12 protein-coding genes and 2 tRNA genes are annotated in these 12,860 nt (G+C 61.3%); 5 read left to right on the forward strand and 9 right to left on the reverse strand.

Going from position 1 to position 12,860, the window contains the following annotated elements:
- Positions 1-6: 6 nt before the first annotated feature.
- The 4 genes from ACR3E6_RS01350 to ACR3E6_RS01365 are packed head-to-tail and all read right to left on the reverse strand — an operon-like array spanning position 7 to position 2,432.
- The gene (locus tag ACR3E6_RS01350) at positions 7-528 is read right to left on the reverse strand and encodes a GNAT family N-acetyltransferase (RefSeq protein ID WP_480485442.1); all 522 of its coding nucleotides are present in this window, start codon (positions 526-528) and stop codon (positions 7-9) included.
- A complete protein-coding gene (locus ACR3E6_RS01355; protein ID WP_480485444.1) occupies positions 529-1,005 on the reverse strand; it encodes a DUF2948 family protein in 477 nt (158 codons plus the stop codon).
- Positions 1,002-2,270, reverse strand: coding sequence for a UDP-N-acetylglucosamine 1-carboxyvinyltransferase (murA, locus tag ACR3E6_RS01360; RefSeq protein WP_171634135.1), 1,269 nt, complete (start codon positions 2,268-2,270; stop codon positions 1,002-1,004). Before murA ends, ACR3E6_RS01355 begins: the two co-directional genes overlap by 4 nt.
- A gap of 6 nt (positions 2,271-2,276) precedes the next feature.
- A complete protein-coding gene (locus tag ACR3E6_RS01365) occupies positions 2,277-2,432 on the reverse strand; it encodes a hypothetical protein (RefSeq protein WP_171118532.1) in 156 nt (51 codons plus the stop codon).
- Between the two features lie 83 nt (positions 2,433-2,515).
- Here ACR3E6_RS01365 and ACR3E6_RS01370 point away from each other — a divergent pair.
- Positions 2,516-2,590, forward strand: a tRNA-Thr gene (locus ACR3E6_RS01370).
- Positions 2,591-2,975: 385 nt separating this feature from the next.
- Here the strand turns inward: ACR3E6_RS01370 and ACR3E6_RS01375 are convergent.
- The 3 genes from ACR3E6_RS01375 to ACR3E6_RS01385 form a co-directional block, all read right to left on the reverse strand.
- Positions 2,976-3,052, reverse strand: a tRNA-Met gene (locus ACR3E6_RS01375).
- 72 nt (positions 3,053-3,124) lie between these two features.
- Entirely contained in the window at positions 3,125-4,111 is a 987-nt protein-coding gene (locus ACR3E6_RS01380; RefSeq protein WP_480485446.1) for an alpha/beta fold hydrolase, read from the reverse strand.
- Positions 4,112-5,584 (reverse strand): flavin-containing monooxygenase, encoded by a 1,473-nt coding sequence (locus tag ACR3E6_RS01385; RefSeq protein ID WP_480485448.1) that lies wholly within the window; start codon positions 5,582-5,584, stop codon positions 4,112-4,114.
- Between the two features lie 227 nt (positions 5,585-5,811).
- On the opposite strand from ACR3E6_RS01385, the gene ACR3E6_RS01390 reads away from it, so the two are divergent.
- The 4 genes from ACR3E6_RS01390 to ACR3E6_RS01405 all read left to right on the forward strand — a co-directional run bounded on the left by ACR3E6_RS01390 (position 5,812) and on the right by ACR3E6_RS01405 (position 10,013).
- Positions 5,812-7,359: a trimethylamine methyltransferase family protein gene (locus ACR3E6_RS01390; protein WP_480485450.1), complete on the forward strand. Its 1,548-nt coding sequence runs from the start codon at positions 5,812-5,814 to the stop codon at positions 7,357-7,359.
- A 72-nt stretch (positions 7,360-7,431) separates the two neighbouring features.
- The gene (locus ACR3E6_RS01395; RefSeq protein WP_480485452.1) at positions 7,432-8,535 is read left to right on the forward strand and encodes a mandelate racemase/muconate lactonizing enzyme family protein; all 1,104 of its coding nucleotides are present in this window, start codon (positions 7,432-7,434) and stop codon (positions 8,533-8,535) included.
- A 15-nt stretch (positions 8,536-8,550) separates the two neighbouring features.
- Positions 8,551-9,282 (forward strand): SDR family NAD(P)-dependent oxidoreductase, encoded by a 732-nt coding sequence (locus ACR3E6_RS01400; RefSeq protein ID WP_480485454.1) that lies wholly within the window; start codon positions 8,551-8,553, stop codon positions 9,280-9,282.
- On the forward strand, positions 9,279-10,013 hold the full coding sequence (locus ACR3E6_RS01405) for an SDR family NAD(P)-dependent oxidoreductase (protein WP_480485456.1): 735 nt from the start codon (positions 9,279-9,281) through the stop codon (positions 10,011-10,013). The genes ACR3E6_RS01400 and ACR3E6_RS01405 overlap by 4 nt, the downstream gene beginning before the upstream one ends.
- A 10-nt stretch (positions 10,014-10,023) precedes the next feature.
- Here ACR3E6_RS01405 and ACR3E6_RS01410 read toward each other — a convergent pair whose 3' ends face one another.
- Together ACR3E6_RS01410 and ACR3E6_RS01415 are read right to left on the reverse strand one after the other, a co-directional pair.
- The gene (locus tag ACR3E6_RS01410) at positions 10,024-11,364 is read right to left on the reverse strand and encodes an NAD(P)/FAD-dependent oxidoreductase (RefSeq protein WP_480485458.1); all 1,341 of its coding nucleotides are present in this window, start codon (positions 11,362-11,364) and stop codon (positions 10,024-10,026) included.
- A complete protein-coding gene (locus ACR3E6_RS01415) occupies positions 11,361-12,857 on the reverse strand; it encodes an aldehyde dehydrogenase (protein WP_480485460.1) in 1,497 nt (498 codons plus the stop codon). The genes ACR3E6_RS01410 and ACR3E6_RS01415 overlap by 4 nt, the downstream gene beginning before the upstream one ends.
- Between the last annotated feature and the right edge of the window lie 3 nt (positions 12,858-12,860).

The following is a 12,860-nucleotide window of genomic DNA, read 5'->3' on the forward strand; positions in this document are numbered from 1 at the left end:
CAACCCTCAGCCCTGGGGGTGCAGCGATTTGCGCATGGCAAAGCAGGTCAGGTCCCGACTGTCACTGCATTGACCGGTGACCTTCCAGCCGTGGCGCAAATAGAATTCCCGGGCGGTTTTCGTGCCGTCCAGATGCGCCTCGGTACAGCCGCACGCAGCCAGTTGCCGTTCCAGCCGGTTGAGCAACGCGGCCCCCACCCCGCTGCCGACGTGATCCGGGTCAACATAGAGCAAGGTGATCTTGCCGGTTTCGAACAACCCACCGACCGCGGCCACCCGCCCTTCACGCTCGGCCAGCCAGATCTGTGATCCCGGCTTGAACCAGCCCCGGATGGTCGCCGGGTCTTTGTTCGCGGTCCATTGTTCCAGATGGTCGAGATCGTTGTTGTGATCGGCCACACAAAGCTGCGTGATCGACCGTATCAGCACGCGACTGATGTCGAACACATCGAACACGGTCGCGGGACGCAGGGCAATACCCTCGGGCACATTTGAAAACGCCTGAGAAATGCCGCGCTTGTTCTGCATCTATTCGGGGTGCTGCGGCACCCGGCCGGATGGGGCCCGATATGGGCGCGTGACGTCCTTGAGCGTGGCATCCAACGCCTCGACCGTCAGGCGGATCGCGCCGTCACCCGCCAGGGTCAGCAAGACCTGGCCCGCGCCATCCTCACCGGGTTCGAATTCGACGGACAGCAGCGACATGACCATGTCTTTCTCGCTGCGATCAATGCCCTGACTGGACACGGACAGAACGGAATCGAAGACCAGCACCGACTGCACCCGTTCAAACGGGCGGTCACGGCGGGCGGCGGCATCTTTGTCTTCCCAGCGAAAACGGTTCAGCAACAGGCCAAAGCGGCGGTGCGACGGTTGCCATTTCATCTCGGTCACGGGAAAAACCGCATCCTGCACCAGGGTCGAGATCACCTTCAGGTCATCTGCATCCTCAGCCCCCAGATTCAGCGGGGCTTCGCGCCCGTCTTCAAAACTTGCGTCCGTCATTCGCCCTTGATCCGTTCGATTTTTGCGCCCACGCCTTCCAGCTTGCGCACCACATGTTCATATCCGCGGTCCAAATGATAGACCCGGCTTACCGTCGTCTCACCTTCTGCCGCTAATCCGGCGAGGATCAGCGACACCGAAGCCCGCAGATCCGTCGCCATCACCGGGGCGCCTTTCAGGGTTTCGACACCCGTGACGGTGGCAGTGCCGCCGTGCACCTCGATATTCGCGCCCATGCGCACAAGTTCCGGGGCATGCATGAAGCGGTTTTCGAAAATGCGTTCTTCGAGAACCGAGGTGCCCTCAGCCGTGCACATCAGCGCCATCATCTGCGCTTGAAGGTCGGTCGGGAAGCCCGGGAAGGGTTCGGTCACCACATCCACAGCCTGCACACGGCCGTTCTTGCGCGCCACTTTCAAGCCGTTTTGGGTTTCGGTGACACTGACCCCCGCCGCGTCGAGCTTGGCCGCAAAGGATTCAACCAGCGCCATGCGCCCGCCCAGCAGTTCGACCTCGCCACCGCAAATCGCCGGGGCCAGCATATAGGTGCCCAGTTCGATCCGGTCGGTGACAACCTGATGGGTGGCACCGTGCAGCCGGTCGACGCCCTGAATTTCGATGGTCGAGCTGCCCTCGCCCGAAATCTGCGCACCCATCTTGCGCAGGCATTCGACCAGATCGACGATCTCGGGCTCGCGCGCGGCGTTCTTGAGCACCGTGGTGCCCTTGGCCAGCGTCGCCGCCATGACGATGTTTTCGGTGGCCCCGACCGAGGCAAAGCGCATCTCGTGCACCGCGCCTTTCAGCCCTCCCGGAGCCCTGGCGTGCAGATACCCGTCTTTCAGCTCAATCTCGGCGCCCAGCGCCTCGAGCCCTTCCACATGCAAGTCCATCGGACGGGCACCAATCGCGCAGCCACCTGGCAGAGAAACAACCGCCTGCCCGAACCGCGCCAGCAAGGGGCCCAGCACCAGATTCGAGGCACGCATCTTGCGCACAATGTCATAATCCGCCGTTTGGCTGGTCAGGCTATGGCTCGACATCGCGATCACCTGACCATCTTGCAGCGACGACACCTCGGCCCCCAGTGATTGCAGCAGAGCGGTCATGGTCTTGATGTCGCTGAGGCGTGGTGCGTTCGTCAGCGTCAGCGGTTCTTCGCTCAGCAAGGTTGCAGGCATCAGCGTCAGACACGCGTTTTTGGCCCCCGCAATCGGTATCTGACCATTCAGCGGGCCGTTGCCCGTCACCAGAATCGAATCCATCTGCTCTTATCCCTTGTCCTTGTCAGCCTTGTCCCCAGAGGTCGCCCGCGCCTTGGCCTGCGCCTTGCGCCGGGCCATATTGGCCTTCAGCGCCGCTTTCAGCCGCTCTTCGCGCGCATCCCCGGATTTGCCTTGTTTTTTGGGTGAATTTTTATTCGTCATGATCTTTCTCTACAGGAGGCGAAAAAAACCGTCCAGACACCCTTGCGCCGCGTTTCGTTTGAGTCTAATCACCCGCCCACAGCGCTGCTGTAGCTCAGAGGTAGAGCACTCCCTTGGTAAGGGAGAGGTCGAGAGTTCAATTCTCTCCAGCAGCACCATGATTTCCGATTTAGTCGATGTTGTAGATATGCTCGGACTCTCGGGACACTTCCTGTAAATTCCCTGATGTGGGGCGGCGGAGGTTTTCTTGACGAACGAAGAACACGACATCGCCGAAAGCTGCACGGTCGAAATCAACTGGCAGGACGGGGATATCGCCGTGATCGACAACACACACGGGTAAAGCACGGCCGCCGGGCGATCAAGGACGCAGACCCCCGGCTGTTTAACGGCATGGGGCGGATCTGACGCACAAGGCACGCCAGAACAAGCTGGCAGCATCTGCACAAAGACGGGTGTTGCCGGCTGGATACGTAGATACACAAGCGAAGGAGGATCCCCGGCGTTGCGGCCTCAAACCATTCAACAAAATGGGAAGGGTTTTGGTAGCGGAGGAGGGACTTGAACCCCCGACACGCGGATTATGATTCCGCTGCTCTAACCAACTGAGCTACTCCGCCTTGAGTGAGAGGCGATGTAAGCGAGGGGCCCGGGAGGGTCAAGAGGGAAATCAACCAACCTCAAGATTTCTTTCACGCCTGCTCTGATGGCCTGTCCTGCAAGGATGTTCGAGGGGATGTGGTCGCGTCGGTCATCCTGCGGATGAAGACGGCACATATTTCGGGCTCTGTGATCGGAATCATGTGGCCGAACCCGTCCAGCTCTTCGTAACTCAGCCCGAACTCGGTCATTGTCGGCCCGTGCAGCGGCGGTGACAGTATCGCGTCCTGACGGCCATACAAGATGCCCCCGGGGACAGTCAGTTTCGGATAGCGCGCGACCTGCGCATTGATACTTGCATCGACCCCGGCAACGTCCTGAGAGGCCGTGACAAAGGCGGAAGGCCGCAGGCCAAGCGCGCCGCCTGCCCGGTCCAAAAAGTCGTCCGGCGGGGTTTCCGGGTCAAACGCTGCGCTCAGCGTGTGCGGCGCGGTTCTGGACGCAAGGGGAACGGCAAGCGTGTTGCCGATCAGGCTGCGCATCCATTCGGAGCGGATCTCAAGGGGTTTGAAGATCGCCGGGGTTTCGGGCAGTTTGTGCGTCAGCGGCGCCAGCAGCGCCAGACCGGCGACCCGGGCCGGATGGTCCAGTGCCATCGCTAGTGAAACCGCGCCCCCCAGTGAATGGCCGACCAGAACAGCGCGGTCCACGCCTTTTTTGTCCAGAAACTCGGCAATCATGCCTGCCTGGTGGGGCAATTGCGCCAGCTCGGCCGTATCGCGCGTTGAATACCCGCATCCCGGCCGGTCCAGCGCGATAACGTGGTAGTCGTCGGCCAGAAGATCCACCAGCGCATAGGTAAAGTGCTGCAACTGCCCGGCCAGACCGTGAATCATGACGATGGTCTGCGCCTCGGGATTTCCCTTTTCCACATAGTGGATGCTGCCGCCGCGAACGGGTGTGATCTGACCCAGCTGCGGCACGGTTTCACGACCCCGGCGGGTAATCTTCCGGGTCCACAGGTTCAAGACAAACAGAACCGCAACAAGGACGGCGATTGCGATCAGAACGGTTGTCATTCAACTTTCTCCATTGCCAGGGGCGGCGGGTCCGTATTGCTCCAACCCTGATTGTGCCATGCGTTTCTGAAACTCGGCAACGGTGCCGGGCCACAAGGTCGTGTTTCGGCCTTCCGCATCCATGTACCAGGATGTACAGCCGCCGGCCTGCCAGACGCCGTCCGCGTGGCGGCTGTGCATTTCCCGCGTGAACGCCGCCTGTTTTGCGGCGTCTGGAGTGATTGCGGACAACCCTTCGCGCTGCATCTCGCTCAGGACCCGGCCGATATGGCCAACCTGGGCCTCGATCATCAGCACGACCGAGTTGTGCCCCAACCCGGTATGCGGCCCCAGAAGCAGGAAGAAATTGGGAAAACCCGAAACTGCGGTACCCAGATGCGCGCACATGCCATCCGACCAGGCAGAGCGCAGCGTCAGCCCGTCCGTACCGGTAATGTCCAGACGCTCGACCACGTCGGTTACGTGAAACCCGGTGCCCCAGATCAAGACATCCGCCTTGGTCCGGGTGCCATCCGCCGCGATGACCGTGTCACCTTCGATTCGAGCGACGCCCTTCGGAACAACGCTGACATTGTCGCGGGCCAGGGTCGGGTACCAATCGTTCGAACTCAGGATACGTTTGCAGCCGATCCGATAGTCGGGGGTCAGAGTCCGCCGTTCGACCGGATCGGTGATGGCGCGCTCCAATGCCTTTTGCCACATCTTCAAAGCAAAATTCACCGCGCGTTCCTCACCACGAAACACGCGGTGGCGAAATTCGAAGATCATGAATATCAGCTTGCGCCGAATGCGGGGCAAAATGGGAAGCCAAGCGTAAAGGCTGCGCACCCAGGGCGCAATCGGACCGTCCGGGCGCGGCATCACGTAAGGCGCACTGCGTTGAAAGATCGCGACGTGGCCTGCAATCTTGGCGATCTCGGGTACAAACTGAACGGCGGATGCGCCGGTTCCAACGACCGCCACGCGCTTGCCGGTCAGATCGACTTCGTGATTCCATTCGGCCGAGTGGAAACTGGGCCCCGAAAAACCGTCGGCGCCGGGGATATCCGGGATGCTGGGATAATGAAGTGCGCCAATGGCCGAGACCAGAAACCGCGCCGACCATTGCTGGCCATCCATCGTTTCAACTTGCCATCGCGTTCCATCCCAGCTGGCCGATTTCAGCTCCTGCCGGAAATGGCACAGGTCATACAACCCTTCCTGACGCGCGACATTTTGCAGATAAGCCTGAATTTCCGCGCCACCGGCATAGGCGCGGCTCCAATGCGGGTTGAGATGGGTCGCCATGGAATACAGATGCGACGGCACATCACAGGCGACACCGGGATAGGTATTTTCGCGCCATGTCCCCCCGATATCATCGGCCTTTTCCAAAATCGCGATATCCTTGATACCGCGCTTGCGCGCCTCAAGCGCCATCGTCAGCCCGGCAAACCCGGCGCCGACGATCAGCATCTCTGTTTTGTGGTGCATGAGTGAGTGCCTTCTGAAACAACCCTGCGTTTATCTGTTGCAGATATATGCACTTGCCTGGCTGTGAAGTAGGTCACACAGGTAACAATGACCCGGCGTCTTTTTCGTTACGCAGGGACAAAATTATTTGGAATGACCCGTGTCGCTTATTGCAAGCACATATCGCAATCAGAGAGGTGGTTGCGCCGCGAATCCGTCAGTTTGTTTCAAAATTGGAGGATTGCCCCTTGACCACTCGCACTGTCACGCGTTCCGGCGGACGTTCTGCCCGCCGAGCCCAACGCACCGCTCCAAATTTCGACATGCTGCCGGGCCTGACCCGAGGCATCCCGCTGTGCGAGGTCATGGACGCAACCCAGGTTGAGCGCATCGACAATGCGGCGATGGACATTCTGGAAAATGTCGGCGTTCAGTTCCGCGACCCCATCGCGCTGGAAGACTGGAAAAAAGCCGGGGCCAAGGTTGACGGCGAACTGGTCTATCTGGACCGAAATATGGTGCGCGAGCTGATCTCGACCATTCCGGCGCAGTTCACCTATCACGCGCGCGATCCGCAAAAGAACCTTGCACTGGGTGGCAAGCACGCGATCTTCGTGCCAATGACCGGGGCCCCTTTCCTGCGCGATCTGGATGACGTGCGCCGGAACCCGACGCTGGATGATCTGGCGATGTTCCACAAGCTGTCGCACATGATGCCGGCGCTGCACAGCTCGGCCCATCACATTGTCGAGCCCTACGACCACCCGATCAGCCAGCGGCACCTGCGCATCACCTATTCGTCGATGAAGTACTCGGACAAGACCTTCATGGGCATGACCACCTCGCCCAGGAATGCCGAGGATGTGATGGATATGTGCGATATCCTGTTCGGCGAAGGGTTCATTGACGATCATCCGGTCACCACCGGCAACTGCAACGGCAACAGCCCACTGGTGTGGGACGAAACCATGCTGGGTGCGATGCGGGCCTTCTGCCGCCGCAATCAGCCGGTTCTGTGCTCGCCCTTTGTTCTGGGTGGCGCGAACACCCCGGCATCGGTGCCCGCGACCGTGGCGCAGCTGACCGCCGAGGCGCTTTCGGCGCTGGCTTATACGCAGGTGATCCGCAAGGGCTGCCCGGCGATCTGGGGGCATTACCTGTCGACCGTTTCGATGAAATCCGGCGCGCCGATGGCCGGCACGCCCGAAATCAGCCTGATGAACTTCATGATCGGCCAGATGGCGCGCTTCTACGACGTACCGTGGCGCACTTCGAACACTCTGGGTGGGGCCAAGACCTTTGATGCACAGGCCGGGTACGAATCCGCCACGACGCTCAGTGCGGTCATTCACGCCGGGGCCAATTATATCTGGCATTCGGCAGGCTGGAACGAGGCGGGCATGCACTGTTCGGTCGCCAAGTTTATCGTCGACGCCGAACAATGCGCGATGGCTTACCGGATGGCGGAAGGCCCAATGTGGCACGATTTCGATCAGGCCCTGGCAGCGGTTCCCGATGTGGGGCCCGGCGGGCATTATCTGGGTCATCCGCACACGCAGGACAACTTTCAGACCGCGTTCTTCATGCCGGAACTGTTCGACAACAACTCGATCGAGCAATGGGTGGCCGAGGGGGAGGTGGAAATCACCGAACGCGCCCTGAAACATGCGCGGAAACTATTGGCCGAATATGAAGAACCAAAGCTGGACGAGGCCAAGAACGAGGCCCTTCTGGACTATATCGCCCGCCGCGAAAGGGAAATCCCGGCGGCGGACGAGTTGAACCAAACATACTGATCCACACTCCCCGTACTTGCCCACCCGTCATCCGGGTGGGCCCTTTTTTCCACTCAAGACACGTAAACCAAGATGAAGATCGCCGAACTGCACATTTACAGCCACGACCTGCCGGTCAAAAACGGGCCCTATACCATGGCCAACGCTCAGGTCTGGGCGCTGGATACCACGCTGGTCAAAATCGTGTCGGACAACGGTCTGACCGGCTGGGGCGAGACCTGCCCGGTTGGCCCGACCTATGCCGAGGCGCACGCCGCCGGGGCGCGCGCCGCTCTGGTCGAAATGGCCCCGGGCCTGATCGGAACAGAGGTCCTGCCTCTGGCCTTGCATCGCCGGATGGATGGGCTGTTGAACGGTCATGGTTATGCCAAGGCCGCCATCGACATTGCGGCGCACGACCTGCTTGGCAAACACTTGGGTGTTCCGGTTTCCGATTTGCTGGGCGGAGCGGTCTCGGAAAAGGTGCCGTCCTATTATGCCACGGGCGTCGGTGCACCCGACGACATCGCGAAACTGGCTGCCGAGAAAATGGCCGAAGGCTTCCCGCGTCTGCAAATCAAGGTCGGAGGCCGCCCGGTCGAGATCGACATCGAAACCATTCGAAAGGTTTGGGACGTGGTCAAGGGATCGGGTATGCGTCTGGCCGTCGACGGCAACCGGGGCTGGACCACACGAGACGCCCTGCGGGTCAGCCGCGAATGCCCCGAAATCCCCTTCATCATGGAACAGCCCTGCAACACAATCGAAGATCTCAGGAAGATCCGGCCTCAGGTCACGCATGGCATCTATATGGATGAAAACAGCACCAACCTGAACACCGTGGTCTCGGCGGCGGGCACCGGTCTGGTCGACGGGTTCGGCATGAAGGTCACCCGCATCGGCGGCTTGCACCCGATGCGCGCCTTCCGTGATATCTGCGAGGCGCGCAACCTGCCCCATACCTGCGATGACAGCTGGGGCGGGGACATCATCGCCGCTGCATGCACCCATATCGGTGCAACCGTTCGGCCCGACCTGCTGGAAGGCGTCTGGCTGGCTGCGCCATATATCGAAGGCAACTACGATCCCGAAAACGGCATCCGGGTCGACGCCGGGCATATCGCGCTGCCAACCGGGCCGGGGCTGGGCGTGGTTCCTGATGAAAGCCTGCTCGGCGCACCTGTCGCATCATTCTAAGAAATGGATGACAATATGAACCTGAAAGGAAAATCGGCTCTGGTCACTGGCGCGGCTGGCGGCATCGGGGCGTCAATCGTTCAACGCCTGCGCAATGCCGGGGCGCGGGTCGCAGTCGCCGACCGGGCTGTCGATGCCATCGAGGCCGAGGCACATCTGCCCGGTGATCTGCTTGTTCCCGAATATGCAGACCAGCTGCCCGGCGCAGCCGCGTCCGCATTGGGCGGGCTTGACATCGTGATCAACAATGCGGGCGTCATCACGCGCGGGTCGGTCACGGATACGTCTGATGCGGATTGGTCTCTGTCATTGGGTGTCAATGTCGAAGCCCCGTTCCGCATTTGTCGTGCGGCAATTCCGATCATGGCGGACGCTGGCGGCGGGGCCATCGTCAACACCGCGTCCTGCTGGGGGCTGCGCCCCGGCCCCAATCATGCGGTCTATTGCATGACCAAGGCGGCCATCGCGTCCCTGACCCAGTGCATGGGCATGGATCACGCCCATCAGGGTATCCGCATCAACGCCGTTTGCCCGAACGAAGTGAATACCCCGATGCTGCGATCAGGCTTTGAAACGCGGGGCTTTGACCCCGATACAGCCGTAGCCGAACTGGGCCGGACCGTGCCGCTGGGCCGGATCGCCGAGCCCGAGGACATCGCCGACGTCATCATGTTCCTGATCTCGGACGCGTCGCGTTATGTTTGCGGCACGCTGGTTGAGGTGAATGGAGGGAAACCGGTATCATGAGGCGGTTCGATGGAAAGGTGGCACTGGTCACCGGCGGGCGCAGCGGCATCGGCAAGGCCATTGCCCGGCGTTTGCACGACGAAGGCGCACTGGTCTTCACCGCCCAACGTGGTCAGGACACCGAATTCCAAGGCATTGCTGCAGATTTCACCCTTCCCGACAGCCCGGCACAGGTGGTCAACAAAGTGATCGCGAAAGCCGGGCGTCTGGACGTGTTGGTCAACAACGCCGGCATGATGCAGGAAGCCTCGGTCGAAGGAATGAGCCTTGAGGACTGGCACCGCAACCTGACGGTGAACCTGACCGCCCCGTTCCTGATGATCAAGGCCGCGCTGCCGCATCTGCGCCAGACCAAGGGCGCCATCGTCAACACCGGATCCATAGAAGGCCTGGGCAGCAATCCCGGTCACGCTGCCTATTGCGCATCAAAGGCAGGGTTGCACGGCCTGACCCGCGCCGTTGCCGTGGATCACGGGGGCGAAGGTATCCGCTGCAACGCCGTCGCGCCCGGTTGGATCGATACCGAGTTGAACGAGGATTTCATCGAATCCATGCCCGACCCGCCCGCATTCCGTCGCGACATCGCCAAGATCCACCCGGTGGCCCGAACAGGGCGGTCTGAAGAAGTTGCCGCGCTCGTCGCGTTTCTGGCATCCGGGGATGCGGGTTTCATCACCGGGCAGGTCTTTACGATAGATGGTGGGCGCATGGCCAAGCTGAGCTTGCCCTGATGCCCACGCGTCATTCCTTGCCGGACCGCCATTCTTTCCAGATCAGATAGCTGTTCGCCCCAAGCGAGGCGAAAGGCTCGGGCGGCAATCGCGGAAGATCCGGCTGCGCCAGAAAGTGATCCGCGATCTCTGATCCGCCTTGCAGCGCCAGTTCCGCGATGCCCATGCCTTGCAGGGTGCCGCGGGCGATGCCCAGGCCGTTCTGGCAGCAGGCCGAGAACACGCCATCCGCCACTTCGCCGAACGCTGCGGATCCGTTGCGGCTGAGGCACAGCATCCCGGCCCAGCGATGCTCCATCCGTACATCGGGCAGATGCGGAAAGCGTTCACGGAACTTCCGGTCATGCACCCAGCCGGCATTGCGCAACCGCATCCGGGTGGTTTCTATCGTCGGGTGAAAACTGGACCCGGTGCGGATCAGGATGCGATCCCCATAGCTGCCCGAAATGCGCCGGACCGAGGTGCCCATCGGATCCGCCGGGGTCACCGACCAGCGCGGTCGCCCGCCCAGTGTCTTGATCTGCGCCTCGGTCAGCGGCGCCGTGATCGAGGCGTAGAGGCAGATATGCATCAATTGCCGTTGATAGAATCCGAAGCTTTCCAGATGGCCATTGTTGGCCAGAACGATCCGCCCGGTGCTGACTTTGGCCCTGGCGGTGTTGACCACCCAACCTGCGCCCTGCTTTTCAAAGCTGGTGACTGGCGCGTTCTCGAATACGTTGATTTGGCCAGCCAGTTGACCCGACAGCGCCCGTACATAGGCTGCGGGCTGGATCATCACCGTCCCCGGCGCAAACAGCCCCGAAACATAATGCGGGCTGCCCGTGATCTCTTGCATCTGCTTTTGGTCATACAGCGTGTGCGGCTCACCCAGTTTGGTCAGATGCTCGGCGAAGGCGCGGTTATGGGCGTCTCCTGCCCGTGTGGCGGCTGCATTGTATTTTCCGCAAGGGTCGAACATTTCCTGCGGCAGGTCGCAATCGGCGGCGACCTCGGTCGCGAAAGCGATGGCCTTGCGGTTCAGGGCAATGGCGGCGCGATCCGCTTCCAGCCCATCGCCTGCGTAATTGTCCGAGGCCAGATCATGCGGCAGGTCGATCATGAACCCCGAGTTCCGCCCCGCCGAACCATCGGCAAATCGGCCCGCTTCCAGCACGGCGATCTTCAGCGAAGGGTCCAGTTGGTGCAATCGCCGCGCCGCCGTCAGCCCGGCAAACCCTCCGCCGACAATGGTGATGTCGGCGGTCAGGTCCTGTTCGAGCTCTGGCAGAGGGTCCTGGGGCGGCAGGATGGCATTCCATCCCGCCGGACCGGTCTGCCGCGGCAGTCTTTTGGCCTCGTATCGTGTCAATCCACAGCCTCGTCGGCGTCGTCTGCAAGATCGATCCAGATGGTTTTCAGCTGGGTGTACTGATCATGCGCATGGATCGAGTTGTCGCGCCCGCCAAAGCCCGATTGCTTGTAGCCGCCAAACGGCGTGGTGATGTCGCCTTCGCCAAAGCTGTTGACGGTCACGGTGCCCGCCCGGATCGCCCGCGCACCACGAATGGCCCGTTTGGCGTTGGCGGTAAAGATCGAGGCACACAAGCCATAGTCGGTGTCATTGGCGATCTTGATGGCCTCGTCAAAGCCCGACACTTCGATCACCGACAGGACCGGGCCGAAGATCTCCTCTCGGGCAAGCACGGCGTCATTGCCCGGCACTTCGACGACGGTCGCCTCGACAAAGCCTTTATCGGCCTTGCCGCCGATCACCACGTTTTCAACCTGATCGAGATATCCGCAGACCTTGTTGTAATGCCCTTCGCTGACCAGCGCGCCCATGCGGGTTTCAGGATCCAGCGGGTCGCCGATGTTCCACTGTTTGGCGTGATGCGCGATGCGGTCCAGCAGTTCGGCTTTCACGTCTTTGTGCACGATCAGGCGCGACGAGGCAGAGCAGTTCTCGCCCATGTTCCAGAACGCACCGTTCACCACATGCGCCGCCACCCGGTCTAGGTTTTCGGCGTCATCCATGACGATGGCAGGGTTCTTGCCGCCCATCTCAAGCACCACTTCTTTGGCGTTGCTTTCCGCCGAATAGGTCAGGAACCGTTTGCCCGTCACCGTCGAGCCGGTGAAGGACACCATGTCGATATCCATGTGCCGCCCGATGGGTTCGCCCACGTCGGCACCGCCACCCGGTACGATGTTCAGCACGCCGCGGGGAAGGCCAGCCTCCATCGCCAGTTCGGCCATACGCAGCGCGGTCAGTGTGGTTTCAGCCGCGGGTTTCACAACCACTGAACATCCCGCCGCCAGTGCCGGGCCGATCTTCCACGCCAGCATCAGCAGGGGGAAGTTCCACGGCAGTACCAGCCCCACGACGCCGATCGGCTCACGCACGACCATGGCGATATGGTCGTCGCTGGCAGGTGCGACCTGATCGTAGATCTTGTCGATCGCCTCGGCATGCCATTTCAGACAGTGGATGGTTTCGGGCACGTCCACGGTTTCGCAGTCATAGATGGTCTTGCCACTGTCGAGGCTTTCCATCACCGCCAGTTCGCGGGCATTGCGGGTCATCAGCTTGGCCAGCCGGATCAGCACGTCCTTGCGCTCGGACGGGTGCAGTTTCGACCAGCGGCCATCGTCGAAGGCCTCGCGCGCTTTTTCGACTGCAAAATCCACATCCGCCGCACCGCAGGATGCGATATTGGCAAGCTTGTCGCCGGTGGCCGGGTTTACGGTTGCAAACGTCTCACCCGAGATCGCCGGGCGGAATGCGCCGTCGATGAACGCCCCGGTCGGCAGGTTCAGGCCTGCGGCGATGGATTGGTATTCGTCCTGTGTTAGCAGATCCATGTC

It is taken from the genome of Ruegeria sp. AL3, assembly GCF_056536065.1.